The sequence below is a fragment of the Arthrobacter sp. zg-Y916 genome (assembly GCF_020907385.1).
In the GTDB taxonomy this organism is placed as follows: domain Bacteria; phylum Actinomycetota; class Actinomycetes; order Actinomycetales; family Micrococcaceae; genus Arthrobacter_B; species Arthrobacter_B caoxuetaonis.
Map to the genome: position 1 here is coordinate 250815 of NZ_JAJJOD010000001.1, position 22685 is coordinate 273499.

The following is a 22685-nucleotide window of genomic DNA, read 5'->3' on the forward strand; positions in this document are numbered from 1 at the left end:
TTCGGTGAACTGACGTCGCTCAGTCACGTCGCAGCAGACGACCTGTTGGCGGTACCTCAGTGTCACGGTTTGGTGCGGGGCTGATCTCTACACCCCTCAGGAACGTCTGCTGAACAATGCCTGACAGTTCCTTGCCGGCGTAGGGAGTGATGGGATTTTTGTGGTGCAGTCTGGTTGCGTCGACGACGAAGGTCCTTTCTGGAGCAAACACGGCGAAGTCGGCGTCAGCACCCACCTCAATCCGGCCCTTTCGTCCCAGCCGTGCCAGTTCAGCCGGTCGGTGGCTCATCCACTCCAGGACCTTTTCCAACTCAATGTCTCTACGCTGTGCCTCCGTCCAGATCAGGGACAGTCCCAGTTGAAGCGAAGAGACCCCTCCCCAGGCCACACCGAAATTGCCGGCTTCCAGGTCCTTCAGGTCCAGGGTGCTGGGGGAGTGGTCTGAGACGATGAGATCGATGGTCCCGTCAAGCAGCCCTTGCCACAGCTGCTCCCGGTTGGCGTCCTCCCGAATCGGAGGGCAGCACTTGAACGCTGTCGCTCCGTCGGGGATGTCCTCCGCCAGCAGTGTCAGGTAATGCGGGCAGGTCTCCACGGTCAGCCGGACTCCGTCGCGCTTGGCCTCCGCGATCATAGGCAGGGCTTCGGCAGAGGACAGGTGCAGAATGTGCGCACGTCCCCGTGTCCGCCGCGCCGCTTCAATGACCTGTGCGATCGCATTGTTCTCCGCAGACGGCGGCCGGGAAGCCAGGAACCCTGCATAGTCCCTTCCAGACGGTTCCGGTGCGGCCTCAATCACGGCCGGGTCTTCCGCGTGCACGATTAGCAGCGAGTCAAAAGACGCCAGCTCCGCAAGGTCCTTCTCCATCTCCGCCGGCTCCAGGTGAGGGAACTCATCCACCCCCGAATGAACCAGGAAGCATTTGAATCCGAAGACGCCGGCATCATGCAGCGGACGCAGGTCAGCAGTGTTGCCCGGAACGGCACCACCCCAAAACCCCACATCCACAAAAGCCTGGCCAGCCGCCGCTTCCTGCTTGGCGTGGAGAGCTTCCACCGACACGGTGGGAGGAATCGAATTCAGCGGCATATCGATGATCGTCGTGACGCCGCCGGCAGCAGCAGCCCGAGTGGCCGACGCGAACCCCTCCCATTCCGTCCGGCCGGGTTCATTCACATGCACATGCGTGTCCACCAAGCCGGGCAGCAGAACCTCGTCATCAGCGAGCTCAATCTCCCGCGCTCCGCTCAGCCCCGTCCCCAGGGGCACGACGGCGGACACGGTGCCCCCGCGGACGCCGATCTCCCAGGCACCAGTCCCGGCAGCGGCGTAAATCTTCCGGCCGCGCACGACCAGATCGAAATCAGCGTGGGTCATACGTCGCACTCCTTAGTTTCTGCACCCGGCAGTTGCAGCCAGCCAAAGGCATCAGCCGCCAGACTCTGGTATTCCAAGCTAACCAACCCCGTGTAACCCGCGGCCACAGACTCGGCAACCCACTGGGCCAGCGGAAGGTTCCCGCTTCCCGGCACTCCTCGTCCCGGGGCGTCAGCGATCTGGATGTGGCCAAACTCCGCAGCATGCGACGCAATCAGCGCCGGCACATTCACCCCATTCACCGCCAGGTGGTAGAAATCGGCCAGCAGGGCAATGTTCGGCATCCCGCCATTCCGCACACGGTCGATGACAGCAAAACAGTCCGACGCCGTCAGCAGCGGGTACCCCGGAGCACCGCTAAGCGGTTCCAGGAGGACCGTGCCGCCCAAGTGAGCGACGGCGTCGGCAGCGATCATCAGGTTCTCCACCGCCGTCTCGTCCTGCTCGGCCAGCGGAACGCCGTCCTCGCGAAGCCCGTAGAGCGCGTTGAAGCCCCGGCATCCGGTCAGCCTCGCGATCCCGACGGCCGTTTCCAGGCTGGCCCGGAACTCCTGGCTGCGGGACGGCGACGACAGTACACCCCGCTCACCGGCAGGCATGTTCCCGGCAAAGAAGTTCAATCCGGTCAACCGGACCCCGGCCTCATTCAGCGAGCGCAGGAACGCATCGACCTCAAGATCGTCCGGAACAGCCGAATCGAACGGCCACCAGAATTCGACCGCCTCGAACCCGGCGGCAGCTGCTGCGGCCGTACGCTCCAGCAGAGGCAGATCCGTCAGCATGATCGAACAATTCACGGTCCAGCATGTACCAGGTACAGCAGCCAGGGGACTATCGCTCATGGGCGTGCTCAGAGCATGATCTGACGGTTTACGTCCTTGTACAGCAGATATCTGAAATTCGACGGGCCCCCGGCGTAACAGGCCTGCGGACAGAACGCCCGCAGGGACATGTAATCGCCCTCCTGGACCTCCACCCAGTCCTCGTTCAGCCGGTACACGGCCTTGCCCTCCAGGACGTAGAGGCCGTGTTCCATGACGTGGGTTTCGGCAAACGGGATCGAGGCGCCGGGTTCGAACGTCACGACGTTGACGTGCATGTCGTAGGCAAGGTCGTCCACCGGAAGCATCCGCGTGGTGCGCCACTTGTTATCCGTGCCGGGCATCCCCGCCGGTTCAAGGTCGCTTTCGTGCCCGACGACGACCTTGGGCAGGTGCCCCGCCAGAGGTTCGTAGGCTTTCCGGATCCACTGGAACCGCGCCGGTTCGGTGCCTTCGTTGGCAACAGTCCAGATTATCTTCGGCGGAAGGTAGGCGAAGCCGCCGGGCGTCAATTCGTGCCGCTCGCCGTCGATCGTCACGGTGAGCGGACCGCCGTCGAGCACGAACACAAACGACTCCACGGTTTCCTGCGGTTCGGGTTTGCGTGAACCTCCGCCCGGCGCGACCTCCATCAGGTACTGCGCGAATGTGGTGGCACCTCCGGCAACCGGCCGGTTCAAAGTCCAGGCGCGGGTACCGTCCCAGTCCGGAAGGACGCTCGTGACGATGTCCCGGAGCACGCCGCGCGGGATCACCGTGTAGGCCTCTGTGACGACGGCGCGGTCCGAAAGCAGTGCGGTTTGTGCCGGAAGTCCGGCCTCGGGTGCGTAGTAGGTGTTCACTCAGGATCCGGTTCTCTTGGGGGCGTTCGGGTGGGCAAGGGCAGCCAGGTCTTCCGTGGAAACCCCGGCTGCATCGGCGACTTCTGCTGCGGTCACGGCACCGCAGGCCAGGCCACGGTGGATGTAGCGGGCCAGCGCCCGGGCTGTGGCAGGTTCGTCCAGGATTGTGCTCTCGAGCCGGTGGACGTAGTTCCGCAGCCGGAAAGCAGCTGCCGCGAATCCGCTGCGGTAGAAATCGTAGGTGGCAAGGAACCGGGTAGGCAGCTGCGCTGCGTGGAGGTCCCAGCCCTGGTAGTAACCGGCAGCCAGCGACCGGGCGACCAGCCGGGCATGCAGGGCCCAGGCCCGGTCAACGTTTTCCGGGTCGCCGATGGGAAGGATGTTGGTTGAGCCATCAGAGAGCCGGACACCGGTACCTGCAGCCGCCACCTGCATGACAGCCTTCGCGTAATCCGCAGCCGGGTGTTCCATGGACTGATGCGCTGCGGCTATGCCGAGCGAGGCGCTGTAGTCATACGTGCCGTAATGCAGCCCGCTGACCCGACCGCCGGCAGCATGCAGCACGGCAGCAACCGGAACCGTGCCGTCGGCCCCGAGGATCAGCTGCGGCGTCTCCATCTGCACTTCAAAGCGCAGCCGTCCGGAGGGAAGGCCATGCGCGTCCTCAAGCCGCTCGCAGGCGTAGGCCATGGCCTGCACCTGCGCCACCGTGCTCACCTTGGGAAGCGTGAGCACCAGGCCGTCAGGCAGGGTCCGGTTCGCCGTCGAGTCCAGCAAGGACCCGAGAAACAGGTCCAGGGTCCGCAGGCCGCGGTCCCGGGTCGCAGCCTCGAAGCACTTGAAGCGGATGCCGATGAAGGGAGGAGCGGTCCCGGCAGCGACAGCACATGCCACGTTGGTTCCGGCCGCCACGGCGTGGGCGTCTTCCTCGTCGTCGGGACGTGAGCCGTAGCCGTCTTCGAAGTCCAGGCGCAGGTCTTCGATGGGTTCCGAGGCCAGCTTCGCCTCCACAAGGCCCGCAAGGACACCGGGGTTCTCCAGATCAAGCCAGGACGCCAGGCGTTCGAGGCCGCCCTGCGCATCCGCTGCCGCCAGGGCCTGCTGTCCCCATTCGGATGCCAGGGCCGGCGTGAACTTATCCGCCGGAACATACACGGTATGCACCGGTTGGCGGGAGCCGTCATCGCCGGGATAGCCAGCGGCCAGCAGTTCATCTGTGGCGCGAAGCGACTCTCCGATTCGTGCGTAATCCTCCGCACTCAGGGCGAGTTTCGCGGTATCGGGCGGGTTCATCGATTTCCTTCTGAAAGGGCCTCAGACTCCACAGCGGAGGCCACGGACGGAGCAACCATCGGGTCGAACACGCTGGGCACGATGTACGCAGCAGAGAGTTCCTCCGGAGAAACACGCTCCGCAATCGCACGCGCAGCCGCTACCAGCATGGGCGTGGTGATCTCGGAGGCGCCGGCGTCGAGCAGCCCGCGGAACAAGCCCGGGAACACCAGGACATTGTTGATCTGGTTCGGAAAGTCGCTTCGCCCGGTGGCAACGACGGCGGCATGGCGTGCAGCGGCGGCCGGATCCACTTCCGGATCGGGGTTGGCCAACGCAAAAACGACGGCGTCCGGAGCCATCGAGGCGATATCAGCCTCGCTGAGGATATTGGGTGCACTGACCCCGATAAAGACATCAGCACCGGCAAGGGCTTCGGACAGGCTCCCGGCAAACTGGTCATGGTTCGTGTTGGCCGCGAGCCAGGCACGGGTGGGATCGGGCTGCTCATCAGCAGAGCGGAGGACCCCTTCCCGGCCGAAGGCGATAATCCGTGCGGCACCGTCGGCCAGGAGCAGGCGGATGATCGCCGATCCCGCCGCGCCCACTCCGGAAACCACGATCCGCACTTCATCCAGCGGCTTATCCACTACGCGCAGGGCATTCGTCAGGGCCGCCAGCACCACAACCGCGGTACCGTGCTGATCATCGTGGAACACAGGAATATCCAGGTCTTCGCGCAGCCTGCGTTCGATCTCGAAGCAGCGCGGCGCAGCGATGTCCTCCAGGTTGATGCCCCCATAGGTCGGAGCGATGGCCTGGACGGTCCGGATGATCTCCTCCGTGTCCTGCGTGTCCAGGCAGACCGGCCAGGCATCCACCCCGCCGAACTGCTTGAACAGCGCCGCCTTGCCCTCCATGACCGGCAGGGCAGCAGCCGGACCAATGTTGCCCAGCCCCAGCACCGCGGAACCGTCCGTGACCACGGCAACCGTGTTGCCCTTGATGGTCAGCCGGCGGGCCTCGGCTGGATCGGCGGCAATGGCATTGCACACGCGGGCGACGCCGGGAGTGTAGGCACGGGCGAGATCGTCACGGTTATCCAGCGGTACGGTAGGCGCGACGGCGATCTTGCCGCCAAGGTGCATCGCGAAGGTGCCGTCGGTGACGCTCTCGACCGTGACGCCGCTTAGGGCTTCGAGCTGCTCGCTCACAAGTGCGGCGTGGGCGTCATCAATGGTGTTGCAGGTAAGGTCGATGTGCAGGACGCGGTTGCTTGATTCCACGACGTCCAGTCCGGTCAGGGCGGCTCCGGCGTGGCCGACCGCCGCGGCCAGGTCACTGGCGGCACTGAAATCCGAGGGCACGTGGACGCGGAAGGTCATCGAATTGCCTGGGCCGGGAACTGCCATTTTCTCTACCTCCCAGCCGAACGATTTCCGTATTATGGATAATATTGTTTGCCATATGGAATGACAAGAGATTTGTTCGGATTGTGATCCAGGGGAAGAAATAGCTGGTCTTCCCTCCCAACCGCGGTTACGGTGGGGAATCCGAAACTGCTTTTCCGCATGACGATAACAAAACCACTTCTGAGTTCGAACCGCCCCGGAAGGATCCAACGAGATGGCCGAGCGAAGCGCCGGAGGCGGTGTGCAGTCCGTCGAGCGCGTGTTCGAACTGCTGGAATTGATCACTGACGCCGGAGGATCCGCGACGCTGAGCGAGCTGGCTGCAACGGCAGGCCTTCCGCTCCCGACGATTCACCGCCTGCTGCGCACCTTGGTAAAGCTGGGCTACGCCCGGCAGCTGCCGACCCGGCGCTATGTCCTTGGCCCCCGGCTCATCAGGCTCGGCGAGGGCGCCGGAAAGCAGCTCGGAGCGCTGGCGACACCTGTGTTGCGGAAATTGGCGGACGAAGTCGGGGAAACAGCCAACATGGCAGTACTCGACTCGGACCAGGTGCTCTACATCGCCCAGGCTCCGTCCCGGCACTCCATGCGGACCTTCACGGAAGTGGGACGCCGCGCCCACAGCCATGCGACCGGCGTCGGGAAGGCCATCCTGGCGCAGCTCACCGATGAGCAGGTGCGCGGCATCGTGGCCCGGACCGGCCTGCCCGCAGCCACGCCGGCCAGCATTCCCAGCATCGAAGGCCTGCTCGCCGACCTGGCCATCATCCGTGAACTCGGCTACGCCATTGATGAGCAGGAACAGGAACTCGGAGTCCGCTGCTTCGCTGCTGCGGTTCCGGATGCCCCTACACCGACTGCCATCTCCGTCTCCGGCCCGGTCTCCCGTGTTGATGAGGCCTTCGGTGAACGGGCTGTTCCGCTGCTCCAGGCTGCTGCACGGGAGATCTCCGGGGATCTGGCGCTGCAGCACGCCTGAGCCTGCAGCACGCTTAAACCAGGCACGCTGAAACAAGTAAGGGCCGGAACCGCGCACGGTTTCCGGCCCTTACTTAGCTGGTCAGCGGTTAGGCGTCGCCGCCCGCATTGCCGCTGGTCCCTGCGTTGACGTTCAGCAGGTCGTACTTCTCCAGCGCCATACGCGGTGCGTCAGCATCCACCTCGCCGCGCTTGGCGAGCAGCTGCAGGGTGCGGACCACCATGGAGTGGCTGTCGATCTTGAAGTAACGGCGTGCTGCGGCCCGGGTGTCCGCGAAACCGAAGTCATCCGCACCCAGGGTGGCGAAGTCGTTCGGCAGGAACTGGCGGATCTGGTCCGGAACAGCCTTCATGTAGTCCGTGGACGCCACGATCGGGCCTTCGGCACCGGCAAGCTGCTGCGTCACGAACGGCACGCGGGGCTCGGAGCCGGGGTTCAGGAAGGCTTCTTCCTCGGCAGCCAAACCGTCACGGCGCAGCTCGTTCCAGGACGTCACCGACCAGACATCAGCCGAAACTCCCCAGTCGTCAGCGAGCAGCTTCTGGGCTTCGAGGGCCCACGGAACCGCGACGCCGGAAGCCAGCAGCTGGGCCTTCGGCCCTTGGGCGTCCGACGCCGAGACACGGTAAATGCCCTTGAGGACACCTTCCACGTCGAGGTTCTCCGGAGCCTTGGGCTGCAGGATCGGCTCGTTGTAAACCATGATGTTGTAGATCAGGTTCCGGTCCTCGGAGCCTTCGCCGTACATCTCCTCGAGGCCGCGGCGCATGATGTGCCCGATCTCGTAGCCGTAGGCCGGATCGTAAGTCTTCACCGCGGGGTTGGTCGAGGCCAGGATCGGCGAGTGCCCGTCGGCGTGCTGCAGGCCTTCGCCCGTCAGGGTGGTGCGGCCGGCAGTCGCGGAGATTAGGAAGCCGCGGGCCATCTGGTCAGCAGCTGCCCAGATGTAGTCGGCGGTGCGCTGGAAACCGAACATCGAGTAGAACACGTAGACCGGGATCAGCGGTTCGCCGTGGGTGGCGTAGGCCGAACCGGCAGCGGTGAACGCAGCGATGGAACCGGCCTCGTTGATGCCGACGTGCACAATCTGGCCCTGCGGGGACTCCTTGTAGGCCAGGACGAGGTCCCGGTCCACGGACAGATAGTTCTGGCCCTTGGGGTTGTAGATCTTCGCCGTCGGGAAGAACGAGTCCATGCCGAAGGTGCGGGCCTCGTCCGGGATGATCGGCACAATCCGCTTGCCGAACTCCTTGTCCCGCATGAGGTCCTTGAGCAGGCGGACGAACGCCATGGTGGTGGCGGCCATCTGCTTGCCCGAACCGCGGTTGGCGACTTCGTAGGCGGACTCGTCCGGCAGCTTCACCGGTGCGTGCTTCTCGCGGCGTTCCGGGACGTTGCCGCCGAGTTCCCTGCGGCGTTCCAGCAGGTACTTGATCTCCGGTGCGTCGGCACCCGGGTGGTAGTACGGCGGCTGGTAGGGGTCGGCTTCAAGCTGCTCATCGCTGATCGGAATCCGAAGGTGGTCGCGGAAGGCCTTGAGGTCCTCCAGCGTCAGCTTCTTCATCTGATGGGTCGCGTTGCGGCCCTCGAAGTGCGTGCCCAGGCCGTAGCCCTTGACGGTGTGCGCCAGGATGACGGTCGGCTTGCCCTTGAACTCAGTGGCGGCCTTGTAGGCGGCGTAGACCTTGCGGTAGTCGTGGCCGCCGCGCTTCAGGTTCCAGATGTCCTGGTCCGAGAGATCGGCAACCATGTCCTTGGTCTGCGGGGTCTTGCCGAAGAAGTGCTCGCGGACGAATCCGCCGGACTCGGCCTTGTAGGTCTGGTAATCGCCGTCGAGCGTGGAGTTCATGATGTCCACGAGTGCGCCGTCGTTGTCCTTCTCGAGCAGCGAGTCCCACTCGCGGCCCCAGACAACCTTGATGACGTTCCAGCCGGCGCCGCGGAAGAAGGCTTCGAGCTCCTGCATGATCTTGCCGTTGCCGCGCACCGGACCGTCGAGGCGCTGCAGGTTGCAGTTCACCACGAAGGTCAGGTTGTCGAGCTTGTCATTGGCGGCAAGCTGCAGCAGGCCGCGCGATTCCGGCTCGTCCATTTCGCCGTCGCCAAGGAACGCCCAGACATGCTGGTCTGAGGTGTCCTTCAGGCCGCGGTTTTCCAGGTAGCGGTTGGACTGTGCCTGGTAGATCGCGTTCATGGGGCCAATGCCCATGGACACGGTCGGGAATTCCCAGAAGTCCGGCATGGAACGCGGGTGCGGGTACGAGGACAGGGCGTGTCCCTCGCGGGACTTCTCCTGGCGGAAGCCGTCGAGGTCTTCCTCGCTCAGGCGGCCTTCAAGGAAGGCGCGGGCGTACACACCGGGGGAGGCGTGGCCCTGGAAAAAGATCTGGTCGCCGCCGCCGGGGTGGTCCTTGCCGCGGAAGAAGTGGTTCATGCCCACTTCGTACAGGGTGGCAGCACCTGCGTAAGTGGAGATGTGGCCGCCGACGCCGATGCCGGGTCGCTGGGCGCGGTGCACCATGATCGCGGCATTCCAGCGCAGCCAGGCGCGGTAGCGGCGTTCGATTTCCTCGTCTCCCGGGAACTCAGGTTCCTGGTCAACGGGGATGGTGTTGACGTAGTCGGTGGTGGTCACCATGGGGACGCCGACGGAGCGGGAACCTGCCCGCTGGAGCAGGGAGCGCATGATGAACTGCGCACGCTCTGTACCCTGCGAGCGGATCAGCTCGTCGAGGGATTCAATCCATTCCGCGGTTTCTTCCGGGTCACGATCCGGCAGCTGGCTTGTCAGCCCGCTGAGGATGTCCGTTCTGTCTTCACTGACGCTCATATGCAGCCTCTCGGTTGAGGGCGGGGTCCCCTCAAGGTAATTCGGTGACTCACCGACCACTCCGTTATGCGGAATGCTCAGTTCAATCTATACGAACAGGCGATTTCATGCTTCTTCGGGTACGGCATTGTTGCTTCACCGTAAGACGTATCACAGATGCCCTTTAGGGCATATCCGGCAAGACAGCGGCAATTCCCCGACGCCCTCCAGCTAAACGGCCGGTCCAGCCAAGAGCCGGCCCACTAGCTATGCCTATAGTGGTGCGGGCAAGGATTCTTCTCCGGAAAGGCACCAGTGAGCCTTCGATACGCGCTGCTGGCACTGCTGAACGTCGAGCCAATGACTGGTTACGACCTGTACAAGCAGTTCCAGTCCTCGGTCGGGTACGTCTGGCATGCCCCGGACTCCCAGATCTACCCCGAACTTCGCCGGATGGAACGGGACGGACTGCTGGAGGGAGAAGAAGTCCGGTGGGGCTCCAAGGGGCGCAAACGGCAGTACCACGTCACGGATGCCGGACGTGATGCCTTCCGGACCTGGGTCAACAGCCAGCTGGACTACCCCCGGGAACGGGACCCCATGCACTTGAAAGCTGCCTATTTGGAATGGGCTGAACCCGATTCTGCCCGCCGGCAGCTTGAAGCCCACATTGAGCACTACGGTGCCCTTCTCCTGCAGTGGCGGCAGAAAATCCAGGAGATCGACGGCGGATCCTCGGACATGCTCAACCGCCGCCTGGCGACCGTACCCGAAGAAGACCACGGGAAGGTGTCGGCCTTCAAACGGTTCACGTATGAGGGACTGACTTCGCGGGCTGAATCCGAAGTCGCCTGGGCCGAACGTGGACTTGCCCTGCTCGATGAGCTCTATCCTCAGGGGTCTGCTTAGACATCACGCGCTGAGATCTCACACGCTGAGATCTCACACGCGACCGCACGCCTGCCGGCCGCCCACTCGCCGGCGCACGCCTGAGCCTTTCCCCCAGACAGCAGAAACTGCCCGTGAGCTCTCACGGGCAGTTTCTGCAATCTCGGTGGTCTGCGAGCGGCTACTGCTCCAGCTTCATGGCCTTGCGCAGGGTCAGGGCCCCGCCGCCCTGCATGACGGCCCGCCGGTAGATCTTCTCGCCGAACCGCAGAAGCGCATATGCAGCGGCCAGCGCGATGGCCAGCGATGCAAATGTCTGCCACAGGGGAACTTCGCCGCTGAGCATCCGCACCGGCATCGCAACGGTGGAGAGCACCGGAACAAAGGATGCGAGAACCAGCAGCTGGCCTTTGGCAAACAGGCCCGCGAACAAGGCGACGATGATCACGGTAAGCACCGGACCGGAGCTGTTGTTGAGGTCCTCGGAGCGTGAGGCCATGGAGCCGATCATGGCCCACAGGGAAGCCAGGATCAGGAAGCCGACCAGGAAGAAGACCAGGAACCAGCCCGACGCCGGAATGATCGTGCTCACCGAATCTGCCGTCCCGGTAAAGGTCAGGGCAAGCAGGGCCGCGCCGGCGTACAGCGCCAGCTGGATCATGGCCAGGACAGTGTTGCCGGCAACCTTGCCGTAGAGCAGCTGCCGGATCGGAATCGCCGTCGCAAGGATCTCCACCACCCGGTTCTGCTTTTCTTCCAGCACGGAGGTGGCGATCGCCATGCCGAACACAATCGCGGCCATATAAAAGAGGAACCCGAAAACATAGCCGGTGAACTGGGCCAGGAACTGATTCTCGGCATTGCCGTTGAGCAGCGCCGTCTCGAACTCGCTGCCTTCCAGCAGGGCTTCCGGCGTGGTCCCGGCCTGGCCGGCATTGTTGCCCAGGGTGTAGGCACGCAGGGCCTCGGCTACTCCCTGCTGGAGTCCGCCGGAAAGCTCCTCGTTGCCGGTCAGGGTCCAGGTGCCGTCATCACTGAGGATGAGCGCCGCGTCAGCCTCCCCCGAACGGACCAGCTCTTCGGCCTGCTCCGCCGAATCAGCGGAGCGTGCCTCATAGCTGGTATTCCCGCCGTCGGCCTGCCCCGCTTCGTGGGCCAGGTCCACGACGGCAGTGCCGGCGGAATCATTGACGGCAACCGTGTAATCGTCCGCCTTGGTGCTCATGTAAGCGTTGAAGACCACGACGCCGACAATCAGCACCAGCGTGACCAGGGTGGAGATCAGGTAGCTGCGGTCCTTGGCCTTGACGGTGACCTCACGGAGGGTGACGATGGCCCACGCCGGGGTAGGCCGGGAAACGGTGCTCATGCTGCGGTGACCTCACGGTAGATTTCGCTCAGGGACGGTCGGATGGGGGCGAACTCCTCCACGGAGCCGCGGGTAAGGGCAGCGGCCAGCACGCGCTGCCGCGCGTCGACGTCGTCGAACTCCAGGACGGCGGTGGGGCCGGCGACGTCGAGGACCCGCACGCCGGGTTCGTCCCGGACCCAGCCTGCATCCGGGAAAACGGTGAGGCGGTGCCGGTTGACCGCTTTGGCCCGCAGGTCGTCTCCGGTGCCGGAAGCGATGACCTTGCCCTGCTGCAGCACCACCATGTTGTCGCAGAGCCGGTCCACGAGGTCCAGCTGATGGCTGGAGAAGAGCACGGGCACGCCGGCGGAGGTGCGCTCCCGCAGCAGTTCCACCATGGAATCGACGGCGACAGGGTCCAGGCCGGAGAAGGGCTCATCCAGGATCAGGACGCTGGGCTTGTGCAGCAGGGAAGCAGCAATCTGCACACGCTGCTGGTTGCCCAGGGACAGCGATTCCAGCTTGTCCTTGGTCCTTCCGGCCAGCCCGAAGCGGTCCAGCAGGTCAATGGCACCCTTTTTGGCGTCCGCCTGGCTCATCCGGTGCAGCTGGCCAAGATAGACCAGCTGGTCCAGGATCGGCTGCTTGGGGTAGAGGCCGCGCTCCTCCGGCATGTAGCCGAAGGTGGAGCGGGCCTGAGCGGTCAGCGGCTCGCCGTCGAGCAGGACGTCGCCGGACGTCGCCTTGAGGACGCCCATGATCATGCGCATCGTGGTCGTCTTGCCGGCACCGTTGGCACCGACGAACCCCGTCATCTGGCCGGAGGGGATATCGAACGTCACCGCGTCGACGGCGGTTTTCTCACCGAACCGGCGGGTGAGACTGCGGACCTGCAGCATGGGGGACTGCTCCTTTGCCCGGCGGACCGGAAGAGTTGGGATGACTGCTTCCCATAATCCTAGGAAAGTCCCCGGTTCGCCGGATCGGCCGTGCGGGTGAAGATCAGTCCGAGGCTCCGCGGCCGGTGTCACCCGCAAGAATGAGCCCGGACTCGTACGCGAAGACCACGGCCTGGACCCTGTCCCTGACCTGGATCTTGCCCAAGAGGTTCGATACGTGGGTCTTGACGGTCGCCTCTGCGACGAACATGCGGGACGCGATTTCGGCGTTGCTCAGCCCGGTGGCCACGAGTTCCAGGACCTCGCGCTCGCGGGCAGTCAGGGATGCCAGCAGTTTCTGCTGTTCCGGATCAGGGTGCTGGACAGCGGCGGCCTGCGGCACCGGAATGCTGGAGGGTTGCTGTTCCGCATCAAGGTGGCGGGCGAACCGTTCGATGACCCGCACGGTCACTTCCGGCGCCAGCAGCGCGTGGCCCCCGGCCACAGCGTGCACGGCATCCACGAGGTCGTCAGGGTCGGCATTCTTGAGCAGGAAGCCGCTCGCCCCGGCGCGGATGGCGTCGAAGAGATAGTCATCGCGTTCGAACGTTGTCAGGATGATGACCTTGGCGCGGCCGGCGCCCACGATTTGTTCCGTCGCCCGGATGCCGTCGAGTACGGGCATCTGGACGTCCATGAGGATGATGTCCACGGGGTGGGCTGCGGCGAAGTCGACTGCTTCCTGCCCGTTGGCGACTTCGCCGACCACCTCGATTTCCTCTTCGACCGAGAGCATCATGGCGAAGCCTGCCCGTACCAGCGCCTGGTCGTCAGCGAGCAGCAAACGGATCGGTTCCATGGATATCCTTCACAGTTCTCTCGGCAGCCCGTTGCCGCCCCCCTCTAAAACTATCGGCATCAGCGGAACGGGTGTCACACATGCACCAGCCGCTCTCAGCGCAGCGGAAAACGGACGCGTACCCGCCACCCGCCGCCGTCGCGCGAACCAATGTCCGTCAGTCCGCCGTGGAGCGCTGCGCGCTCGCGGATCCCGCGCAGTCCGTAGCCTGTGCCGCTGGTGCCGTGGCGTGGACGGCCGTCGTCGACCGTTTCCACTTCCACCCAGCGCTGGGCGGCATGATCGGCGCCTGCCGGTGTGCCGCCGGTGCGCAGGACCACGACGGCGCCCCCGGCCGTCGAATGGCGCCGCACGTTCGCCAGGGACTCCTGGATGGTGCGGTAAATCGAGAGGGCAAGCGGGGCGGAGAGATTGCCCAGCGCACCGGGTTCGTGCTCGGCCCGTTGGAACTTCACGTCCAGGCCGTTGCTGCGGTAGTCCGCAATCAGGCCCGGAAGCTCGTCCAATCCGGGCTCCGGCCGGCGGTGGGCGGCTCCGTCCGGGCCGTCCGGCTCCGCGTCGGAAGAGCGCAGGACACCGAGCAGGGACCGCATCTCCGCCACGGCATCGCGGCTGGAGGACTCGATCGTCTGCAGCGCACCGGCGGCGGCGTCGGGCTTCTTCTCCAATACCCGGCGGGCTGCTCCGGCCTGGATGCCGATCACGGAGATGTGGTGCGCGACGACGTCGTGCAGTTCCCGTGCGATGCGCAGACGTTCTTCGATGACGGCTTTGCGGGCTAGATCCGCTGCCTGGGCTTCGAGCTGGACGGCCTGTTCGGCCAGCTGTTCGCGCTGGTGGGCGCTGCGCCAGGAGTTCCAGCCGAACATGATTGCTCCGCCGAAATAGGCCGCGTTGAGCATAAACGAGTAGAGCACGTAGGAAGTCAGCGGCGGGAACAGTCCCACGGGGTCATTGGACTCAATGTTGAACGTCTTCAGGATTTCGTCGTAGCTGCTGGAGAGGGTGAAGCCCAGAACGATCCACAGGAACATGGCGGCGACCACCACGGTGACCGCGAGCCAGAGGGCCCGCCGGTTCCGCGCCCACGCCACGGCACTGTAGAGGGACGCGAAGTAGGCCGCCTGGAAGCCCAGCGTCTGGCTGATCGGCGGCATGGTGATGCCGACTATGACGAATGTGGCGGAACTGAGCAGCATCACCGTAACGGGGAAGCGGCGGCGAAAAACCAAAAACACGAAAATAGACGCCTGCACCAGGTGCTGGACCCAGGGACTCGCGGAATCACCTTCGCCAAAAGCGAATCCCCGCATGAATTCGAGCATCACCGCACTGAGGAACAGTGCGATGAGCACACCGATCACGTCGCGGCGGTACCCCTCGGGGCCGGGTGCGGGGCGTTCCCAGTCGTCTTCCGAGTTCCAGGGGAGACTGAGCCGGAAACTGCGCAGTCTGCCGGCAGGTCCCCTGAGGGTTGGCCCGGGCACCGTCGTTTCCTGCTCCTGCGAAGCCGGGCCGGCCGTGTCTGTGCCAGACGCCTGCGTTTCGATCATGGCCAACAGTCTAAATTCGGGACGGCCGCAGCGGATCCGCCTTACGGGGGAACCCGGGGGTTGGGAATTGACGGCCCATGGCAGGCTCCGTGCCTTGTGGCAAGTGTGTTTGTGTTCACGGGGTGGTTTACTTCCTCAGGGGGAGATCCCCTGAAACGCACGGCCGGACGAACCGTAAGGATGGACATGTTTGCTTCCGAAGGACAGGCGCTGCTGCCGGGGCTGGTGTCCCTTCGGCGGGACATCCACCGGGAACCCGAGGTTGGCCTCCATCTGCCGCGGACCCAGGCGAAGATCCTGGACGCCCTGGACGGCCTGGGGTTGGAGATCACCACCGGCAAGTCGCTGAGCTCAGTAACGGCAGTGCTGCGCGGCGGCGAGGACGGACCCGCTGTCCTGCTGCGCGGAGACATGGACGCCCTGCCGGTCGAAGAACTGACCGACCTCGAGTACGCCTCCACAAACGGCGCGATGCACGCCTGCGGGCATGACCTGCACGTGGCCGGCCTGGTCGGAGCAGCGAGGCTGCTTGCCGCGCAGCAGCGGGACATCTCCGGGAGCGTCGTCTTTATGTTCCAGCCGGGAGAAGAGGGCGACGGCGGTGCCGGCCTGATGATAGACGAGGGCGTCCTCGAGGCCGCAGGGGAGCGCCCCGTGGCGGCCTACGGCATCCATGTCCGTCCCGGTCCGCTCGGTGTTTTCCGCACCAAGCCCAACACCCTGATGGCAGGAGCCAACGAGCTGCGGATTACCGTCCACGGCTCCGGCGGGCACGGCTCCCAGCCGCACAACGCGCTTGATCCCGTTCCGGCCCTGGTCGAGATTGCAGCTGCCCTGCAGGTCATGGCCACCCGGAAGTTCTCTGTCTTCGATCCGATCGTCCTGACTGTGACCCAGCTGGAGGCCGGCCGCGCCATCAACGTCATCCCCGACAGCGCGAGCCTGGGCGCCAGTGTGCGCACGCTCTCGGCGGAATCGGTGGATCGGCTGATTATCGAGACCAAGGCGCTAGCCGACGGCATCGCGGCCGCCCATGGCTGCACCGCGGAGGTCAGCTTCGAGATCCTCTATCCGATGACCGAGAACGATCCCTCCCGAACGTTTGAAGCCATGCGGGAGCTGCGCGAGCTCTTCGGCGAAGAACGCGTGATCCAGTCCCGTGATCCGCTGATGGGCTCGGAGGACTTTTCCCTGGTGCTGCAGAAGATCCCCGGCACGTTCCTGTTCCTGGGGGCGACTCCGCCGGACGTTGATCCCGCCACCGCTGCCTGGAACCACTCGCCGCGGGTGCTCTTCGACGATTCGGTCCTGGCTGACCAGGCCGCGGCCCTGGCACAGCTGGCATTCAACCGGCTGACGTAGTTTTCGGGGCTTGGCCCGCACGCCTTCCCAACCCTCGTTGCTGGTGTGGCCCTCTGTGGTCACACCAGCAACAGTGCTAACGAGGGCTGGGATACAGGGCTTCGGGAGCGTAGGAGGCAACGTTCTGCTGCGCCAGCTCGATGAACCGCAGGGCTTTGGCAGACAACGTCCGTCCTGCCGGCCAGACAACGGATACCCTTTCCAGGTGGGGCTGCGGGTCCAGTGCGCGGGCCAGGACCGGCAGGCCTTCGTAGCTTGAAGGGTTCCGCGGGCGCTGGATGAACAGTGAGTAACCCAGTCCCTGTGCCACCAGCGAGCGGGCCAGTTCGAAGTGGCGGGTCCGGTGCCGGATGGTGGGGGAGAGGCCCTGGGCCGTGAAGTAGGACAGGATGTCGTCAGCACTGGGCGGCGCGTCGAGCAGGATCAGGGGTTCGTTTTCCAGATCCTTGGCCCTTACGACGTCGCAGTCAGCGAGCGGATGCCCGGCAGCAAGGATCACATGCATTGCGGTGTCATACAGCCATGCGGTTTCCACCCTGCGGTCCAGATGCATGTTGTACATGATCGCCAGTTCCAGGTCTCCGGCTTTGAGCTGCTGCAGCAGGGTCTCCTGGTCGGTGGGATGAATGCTCAGTTCCACCTCCGGGTGCAGCCGTTCGAACAGCTTCACCAGCTGCGGCAGGATCGTGGGGGCCAAGGACGGATAGCAGCCGACGGCGAGTGGACCCGCCAGTTCACGCGCACCGGCCGTCGCCTCGAGGTTGTCCGCCGACCGGAGAAGTGAAAGCGCCTGTTCAAACACGTACTGTCCGCTGGCAGTCAGCACCACTCCGTGGGATTTGTGCCGGGTGCACAGCTGCGATTTCAGGATCCGCTCCAGCTCGTCCAGGGCAGCTGCCATGGCCGACCGGGACACATGTTCCCTGGCGGCAGCAGCACTGATGCTTCCGGTGGAAGCGATGGCACAGAAGTAGCGCAGCTGGCGAAGGGTGAACTGGCTCATCGGTACCGCCTGGAAACTGGGGCCCGGTGGCCCGGCCGGGACCATTAGCTAGTCCAGGCGGCGGTTCCGGGTCTCGGGCATAGTCAGGATCACCACCGTGCTGACGGCGCAAAGGACCATGATGTAGACAACAAATATCACATGCAGGCCGATGCTCGAGAGCCACGTATTCAGGTAGGGGGCCGTGCCTCCGAAGATCGCGGCGGAGGTCGCGTAGGCAATGCCGATCAGGGTTGCCCGCAGCCGGGTAGGAACCAGTTCGGCGAACACCGCACCCAGCGGGGCGCAGTTCGCGGCCAGGAGGATGGAAGCCATAGCGACGGTTCCGAACAGTGAGAACGGGCTGGAGCCCAGGCCAAACTCCAACGGAATGGCGGCGACGATAAAGCCGATGCTGAAGACCAGCAGGACCGGACGACGTCCCCAGCGGTCCGACGCTGCGCCCATAAGCGGAATAGCCAGCAGGAACACCGCCTGCCCGCAGAGTCCTGCAACCAGTGCCGACGTCGGATCCATGCCGTGCACGGACACCGCATAACCGGGGGCAAAAATGAACCAGGTGTAGAAGGCCACTACGCCGCTGATGGTCAGTCCCACAATCTGCAGGGTGCCGCGGCGGTTGGCTGCGAGCTGCCTGAGGGTCCAGCGGATGCCGGTCTCATGATCGGTCTTGGATGCGGAGTTGGCTTCATAGACGGAGGACTCGCTCATGGTGCGGCGGATGTAGATGGCGTAGAGGCCCAGCAGCGCACCGATTGCGAAGGGTATGCGCCATCCGTAGCTGGCCATGTCCTCTTCCGAAAGCACGGCGGTGAGGACGGCACCCAGGCCGGTGGCCAGCATGGAACCGATCCCAACGCCGATCCACGGGCTGGAAGCCCAGAGACCGCGCCGCCCTTCCGGTGCGACTTCAGCGAGGTAGGTGAATGCTGAGCCGGTTTCACCGCCGTGGGAAAGGCCCTGAACCAGCCGGGCAAGCAAAAGAAGAATGGAAGCAAAGACCCCAATGGCATCGAAATTCGGTGCTACGGCAATCACGAGGCTGCCGAGGGCAGCCAGGGCAATGGCGAGCGTCAGGCTAAAGCGCCGGCCTCTTTCATCAGCGATTCGTCCAAAGAGCCAGCCGCCAATGGGCCGCATGAGGAAGCCGACGGCAAAAATGGCAAGTGTGGAGAGGAGAGCTGAAACTGGATTATCCGTTTTGAAGAACTGCGCGGCAAAGAACGGCGCGAAGATCGCATAGATGTTCCAGTCGAACCATTCAAGGGTGTTGCCGATATTGACGGCAACGAGATCGCGCCGCCGCTTGCCGGTGCTGACTCCGGATGTTCCGGTATGCGTAACCGTGGGACTCATTGCTCCTCCATTGCAGCGTGGCCTGAGCCTGCAGCCGGCAGGCATCCATGGACTAACTATCAGAGCAATAGTTGAGAAGGTCAACGGTATAAAACCGGCCTCTGATGTTGGGAAAAGAGTCATCGCGCAGCTGCGGCTGCACGCGATAGCCTCATGGACATGTCTCCCGCCGCTCCTGCTCTTTCGTATCTGGCCACTGTTTCCGTTGAAGTGGGCGAACCCGTCGAGGTTGGCCAAACTGCAGCCGGACTGCGGCGCATCATCCCCATCCTCGGAGGAAAGGTGGAAGGCCCAGCACTGCGAGGCACTGTTCTCCCCGTCGGCGCTGATTTCCAGCTCCTGCGCACCTCCACGCTCACCGAGCTGGAAGCCAAATACGCCATAGAAACGGACGACGGCGAACGTCTCTACGTGAACAACTTCGGACTGCGCTCGGGCAGCGAGGAGGATATTGCCGCCCTGCTGCGCGGTGAGGCTGTAGCCCCGGAGAGAATCTATTTCCGCTGTACCCCGAAGATTGAAGCGCCCGACTCCGGTGCCTGGGCATGGCTCTCCAGCCGGATACTGATCGGCACTGGTATCCGCCTCCCGAATGAGGTGCGGCTGGAAATCTATACGGTGGACTGATCCGGTTCTTCTGCAGTGGACCGCGGGCGGCACGGCGGCACGGCAATGGAACCCGAAGACGTATAGCGCGTTACGCCCCCACCCCCTAACGGAGTGAAACATTAGGTGTGGCCGGACCACACCAGTAACGTAAGTGGGCAATTTCGTTTCGGTGCCCTTAGTGGCACAGCTCTACAGAAAGGGGGTGTCGGCGTGTCCGCAGCAGAAACCGGAACCGAACCCTCACTCAAGAAGGTCCTGGGCCGCATCGACGTGCTGGCGCTGGGGTTCGGCGCCATGATCGGCTTCGGCTGGGTTGTCCTCACGGGAGACTGGCTCTCCAATGCAGGGACCGGCGGAGCGATCCTGGCCATGCTCACCGGCGGTGCCATCATGGCGATCGTGGGCCTGACCTACGCCGAACTGTGCGCAGCCATGCCCAAGGCAGGCGGGGAGCACAATTACATCCTGCGGGCCATGGGTCCACGCACGTCCTTCATCGGCTCGTGGGCCATCATCGGCGGTTACGTCACGATCGTGGCCTTCGAAGCGGTGGCGCTGCCGCGCACGGTGCAGTACATCTTCCCCAACCTCAGCCAGATTCCCCTCTGGACAGTTGCCGGCTTCGAGGTGCACCTGACCTGGGCGCTGGTCGGTGCAGTGGCCGCCGTCGCCATTACCTGGATCAATATCCGGGGCGTAAAGGAAGCCGGCATCGTGCAGACGTTCGTCGTGCTGTTCCTGCTGGCCATCGGGCTGGTCATGATCGCCGGATCCTTCACCGGCGGCAGCGCCGCGAACATGGATCCCTGGTTCACCGGGGGCATGAACGGTTTCTTTGCCGTGCTGGTCGTGGTGCCGTTCCTGTTCATCGGCTTCGACGTCATTCCGCAGTCCGCCGAGGAAGTAAACATCCCCGCACGGCAGATCGGCCGCCTCGTGGTCATTGCCGTCATCCTCGCGACCATTTGGTACGTGATGGTCATCCTCACGACGTCCTCCGCCATGTCCGCGGGTGACCTGGCCGGCACAGACATCGCCACAGCCGACGCCGTCGGCGCCATGTTCAACTCCGATTTGATGGCCAAGGTCCTGATCGCCGGCGGCATCGCAGGCATCCTGACGTCTTGGAACTCCCTGCTCATGGGTGCCTCGCGATTGATGTATTCGCTGGCACGCTCGGGCATGCTTCCGGCCTGGTTCGGCCGCCTGCATCCGAAGTACCACACGCCGCACAACGCCCTGCTGTTCATCGGCGGACTCAGTGTCCTGGCTCCCTTCGGCGGTGCGCAGATGCTCGGCTGGCTGGTGGACTCCGGTGCCCCGAGCATCGTCCTCGCCTACACTCTGGTTGCTGTGTCCTTCCTGATTCTGCGCAAGCGCGAACCCGAAATGGACCGGCCGCTGCGCGTCGGAGGCAAGGGCAAGGGCGGAATCGCCATCGGCATCGCGGCTGCCATTCTGGGCACCGCGCTGTTCAGCCTCTACATGCCCGGCATGCCTGCGGCCCTGGGCATCCAGCCATGGCTGCTGTTCGGTCTCTGGTGGGTCATCGGCCTGGCGATGTTCTTCCGGATCCCCGGCGGCATCAAGCCCGGCCCTGACGCAGAAGAGCACGTCCTGGCAAAGCTCCGCGAGCGGGACGCCTCCCGCCGCTAACGCCTTAATAGCCCAGGCAGCAAACGTACGACGGCGGTCGCCCACCCGGGCGGCCGCCGTCGCGTTTTCGGTTCAGCCGAGCCGTTTCAACGCATCTGCACGGTGAACAGCGTGCAGATCGGTGGCGTCACTGCGCACCTTGTACTGCGGCTCATCCTCCGAACACAGCCGCCGGCGTCCCATGAACTCGAAATCAGCGGTGTGAACCTCAGTGATTTCCCCCGTGACGGAACCCGTGCGCGAGTTCCACCGCACCCGGTCGCCAACTTTGAATTGCTCACTCATGCCCAGATTCATAGCACCGCAACGGCTCCATGTAACGGGTAGCTGGCCCTCAAGTGGACCCAGCGGCGAACTTCACGGCGAGTGCACCCTAGGCAGCTATGTTACTGACGGGTAATATAACGGCATGCACCTGATCTTTCGCACCCTGCTGCTCCTGTTGACCGCACGCCGCCGCAGGCCGCGGCTGGACATTTTCGATACTTCGTCGCTGCCCATGCGGGTCCTGCCTACCGATCTGGACTTCGCCAACCACGTCAACAATGGCATGTACCTCTCCCTCATGGACCTGGGCCGGTTCGACCTGATGATCCGCAGCGGCTTCTGGGCGGAGATGCGGCGCCAGGGCTGGGGGCCCGTGGTCAGCAACGAGACCATCAGCTTCCGCAAGTCGCTGGGGCCGTGGCAGCGGTACAGCATCGAAACGAAGATCGTCGGTTTCGACGAGCGGGCGATCTACTTCGAGCAGCGCATGGTTGCCGACGGCGAGATCTACGCCAGCGCCGTCATCGCCACCCGCATGGTCTCAAAGAAGGGGCCGGTCACGAATGAGGAAATCTTCGCTGCCGCCGGCCGGCGGCCGCCGGAAGACCTGGTGCTGCCGGAGTGGATTGCCGAATGGCGGGCCAACGTCGCCCTTCCCGGGGCACGCCGGCCGGCACCTCACGCCTGGGCTGCCTGACTAACCCTTGACTGCCCGCTGCAGCTGACCGAGCCTAGACAGACCGCAACCAGCGGTGACCGGCGTTTTCAGGTGCGGAGGTGTCCGTCGTGAGGCTGACCGTCAATTCCTTCCTGAGCATGGACGGCGTTATGCAGGGGCCCGGCGGGGCGGATGAAGACCGGTCCAACGGGTTCGACCGCGGCGGATGGCTGGTTCCGATGGCGGACGAAGGTATGGAAGAAGTCGTTACCGGCTGGTTCCGGCAGGCCGATGCGCTGCTGCTCGGACGTTCGACGTATCAGATGATGCAGCCGTACTGGGAACCGGTCGAGGACCCGACCGATGTTGTTGCCGAGGCACTGAACCACCTGCCCAAGTACCTGGTATCCAGCACGGTCACCGAGCCCAGCTGGCGCAACACCACGGTGATCTCCGGGGATGTGGTGCGGGCCGTGGCCGAGCTCAAGGACCAGGGGCATGGAGAACTGCAGGTGCACGGCAGCCATAAGCTGGCCCAGGCCCTCTATGCCGCTGGGCTCGTGGACGAATACCGGCTGCTGATCTTCCCGGTGGTGGTTGGCTCAGGTAAACGCCTGTTCGAAGACGGGTGCCTGCCGTCATCCTTCCTGGTTACCGGATCGCAGATAACCAATTCCGGCGCAGTATCGCTGTCCCTGCTGCCCCGGCCGTTTACCGTCGCGGAGATGTAGG

The 22685-nt window shown here is 64.3% G+C and carries 20 protein-coding genes; 7 read left to right on the forward strand and 13 right to left on the reverse strand.

Features of this window, described 5'->3' with window-relative positions; genetic code table 11:
• Positions 1–19 precede the first annotated feature (19 nt).
• The 5 genes from allB to LOC59_RS01225 all read right to left on the reverse strand — a co-directional run bounded on the left by allB (position 20) and on the right by LOC59_RS01225 (position 5725).
• Complete coding sequence (allB, locus tag LOC59_RS01205) at positions 20–1378, reverse strand: allantoinase AllB (RefSeq protein WP_227915691.1); 1359 nt, start codon at positions 1376–1378, stop codon at positions 20–22.
• Positions 1375–2160: a hydroxypyruvate isomerase family protein gene (locus LOC59_RS01210; protein ID WP_229970273.1), complete on the reverse strand. Its 786-nt coding sequence runs from the start codon at positions 2158–2160 to the stop codon at positions 1375–1377. Before LOC59_RS01210 ends, allB begins: the two co-directional genes overlap by 4 nt.
• 68 nt (positions 2161–2228) lie before the next feature.
• The gene (locus LOC59_RS01215) at positions 2229–3041 is read right to left on the reverse strand and encodes a bifunctional allantoicase/(S)-ureidoglycine aminohydrolase (RefSeq protein WP_229970276.1); all 813 of its coding nucleotides are present in this window, start codon (positions 3039–3041) and stop codon (positions 2229–2231) included.
• Positions 3042–4334 carry a DUF6986 family protein gene (locus LOC59_RS01220; RefSeq protein ID WP_229970278.1) on the reverse strand — a complete coding sequence of 431 codons (1293 nt, stop codon included), beginning with the start codon at positions 4332–4334 and terminating at the stop codon, positions 3042–3044.
• Positions 4331–5725 (reverse strand): NAD(P)-dependent malic enzyme, encoded by a 1395-nt coding sequence (locus tag LOC59_RS01225; RefSeq protein ID WP_227915686.1) that lies wholly within the window; start codon positions 5723–5725, stop codon positions 4331–4333. Before LOC59_RS01225 ends, LOC59_RS01220 begins: the two co-directional genes overlap by 4 nt.
• A gap of 214 nt (positions 5726–5939) precedes the next feature.
• Here LOC59_RS01225 and LOC59_RS01230 point away from each other — a divergent pair, with 214 nt between their 5' ends.
• Entirely contained in the window at positions 5940–6704 is a 765-nt protein-coding gene (locus tag LOC59_RS01230) for an IclR family transcriptional regulator (protein WP_229970280.1), read from the forward strand.
• Between the two features lie 88 nt (positions 6705–6792).
• Here LOC59_RS01230 and aceE read toward each other — a convergent pair whose 3' ends face one another.
• The gene (aceE, locus tag LOC59_RS01235) at positions 6793–9534 is read right to left on the reverse strand and encodes a pyruvate dehydrogenase (acetyl-transferring), homodimeric type (RefSeq protein ID WP_227893952.1); all 2742 of its coding nucleotides are present in this window, start codon (positions 9532–9534) and stop codon (positions 6793–6795) included.
• A 294-nt stretch (positions 9535–9828) separates the two neighbouring features.
• On the opposite strand from aceE, the gene LOC59_RS01240 reads away from it, so the two are divergent.
• The gene (locus LOC59_RS01240; protein ID WP_229970282.1) at positions 9829–10422 is read left to right on the forward strand and encodes a helix-turn-helix transcriptional regulator; all 594 of its coding nucleotides are present in this window, start codon (positions 9829–9831) and stop codon (positions 10420–10422) included.
• A gap of 160 nt (positions 10423–10582) precedes the next feature.
• Here LOC59_RS01240 and LOC59_RS01245 read toward each other — a convergent pair whose 3' ends face one another.
• The 4 genes from LOC59_RS01245 to LOC59_RS01260 form a co-directional block, all read right to left on the reverse strand.
• Positions 10583–11770, reverse strand: coding sequence for an ABC transporter permease (locus tag LOC59_RS01245; protein WP_229970284.1), 1188 nt, complete (start codon positions 11768–11770; stop codon positions 10583–10585).
• Positions 11767–12651, reverse strand: a complete 885-nt coding sequence (locus LOC59_RS01250; protein WP_227893955.1) for an ABC transporter ATP-binding protein — start codon at positions 12649–12651, stop codon at positions 11767–11769. Before LOC59_RS01250 ends, LOC59_RS01245 begins: the two co-directional genes overlap by 4 nt.
• A gap of 103 nt (positions 12652–12754) precedes the next feature.
• Complete coding sequence (locus LOC59_RS01255) at positions 12755–13489, reverse strand: response regulator (RefSeq protein ID WP_229970286.1); 735 nt, start codon at positions 13487–13489, stop codon at positions 12755–12757.
• Between the two features lie 95 nt (positions 13490–13584).
• Positions 13585–15042, reverse strand: coding sequence for a sensor histidine kinase (locus LOC59_RS01260; protein ID WP_229970288.1), 1458 nt, complete (start codon positions 15040–15042; stop codon positions 13585–13587).
• Between the two features lie 180 nt (positions 15043–15222).
• On the opposite strand from LOC59_RS01260, the gene LOC59_RS01265 reads away from it, so the two are divergent.
• On the forward strand, positions 15223–16404 hold the full coding sequence (locus LOC59_RS01265; RefSeq protein ID WP_423720910.1) for a M20 metallopeptidase family protein: 1182 nt from the start codon (positions 15223–15225) through the stop codon (positions 16402–16404).
• 76 nt (positions 16405–16480) lie between these two features.
• On the opposite strand, the gene LOC59_RS01270 is transcribed toward LOC59_RS01265, so the two are convergent.
• Positions 16481–17407, reverse strand: a complete 927-nt coding sequence (locus LOC59_RS01270; protein ID WP_227893959.1) for a LysR substrate-binding domain-containing protein — start codon at positions 17405–17407, stop codon at positions 16481–16483.
• 48 nt (positions 17408–17455) lie between these two features.
• Positions 17456–18763 (reverse strand): MFS transporter, encoded by a 1308-nt coding sequence (locus LOC59_RS01275; protein WP_229970290.1) that lies wholly within the window; start codon positions 18761–18763, stop codon positions 17456–17458.
• Between the two features lie 159 nt (positions 18764–18922).
• On the opposite strand from LOC59_RS01275, the gene LOC59_RS01280 reads away from it, so the two are divergent.
• Positions 18923–19390: a DUF3237 domain-containing protein gene (locus tag LOC59_RS01280; RefSeq protein ID WP_227893961.1), complete on the forward strand. Its 468-nt coding sequence runs from the start codon at positions 18923–18925 to the stop codon at positions 19388–19390.
• A gap of 192 nt (positions 19391–19582) precedes the next feature.
• A complete protein-coding gene (locus LOC59_RS01285; RefSeq protein WP_331460383.1) occupies positions 19583–21028 on the forward strand; it encodes an APC family permease in 1446 nt (481 codons plus the stop codon).
• A 72-nt stretch (positions 21029–21100) separates the two neighbouring features.
• Here the strand turns inward: LOC59_RS01285 and LOC59_RS01290 are convergent, their stop codons facing one another.
• Positions 21101–21313: a DUF2945 domain-containing protein gene (locus LOC59_RS01290; protein WP_227893963.1), complete on the reverse strand. Its 213-nt coding sequence runs from the start codon at positions 21311–21313 to the stop codon at positions 21101–21103.
• A gap of 124 nt (positions 21314–21437) precedes the next feature.
• On the opposite strand from LOC59_RS01290, the gene LOC59_RS01295 reads away from it, so the two are divergent.
• Together LOC59_RS01295 and LOC59_RS01300 are read left to right on the forward strand one after the other, a co-directional pair.
• Entirely contained in the window at positions 21438–21992 is a 555-nt protein-coding gene (locus tag LOC59_RS01295) for a thioesterase family protein (RefSeq protein ID WP_229970292.1), read from the forward strand.
• Positions 21993–22072: 80 nt separating this feature from the next.
• A complete protein-coding gene (locus LOC59_RS01300) occupies positions 22073–22684 on the forward strand; it encodes a dihydrofolate reductase family protein (protein WP_229970294.1) in 612 nt (203 codons plus the stop codon).
• Position 22685: the final 1 nt, after the last annotated feature.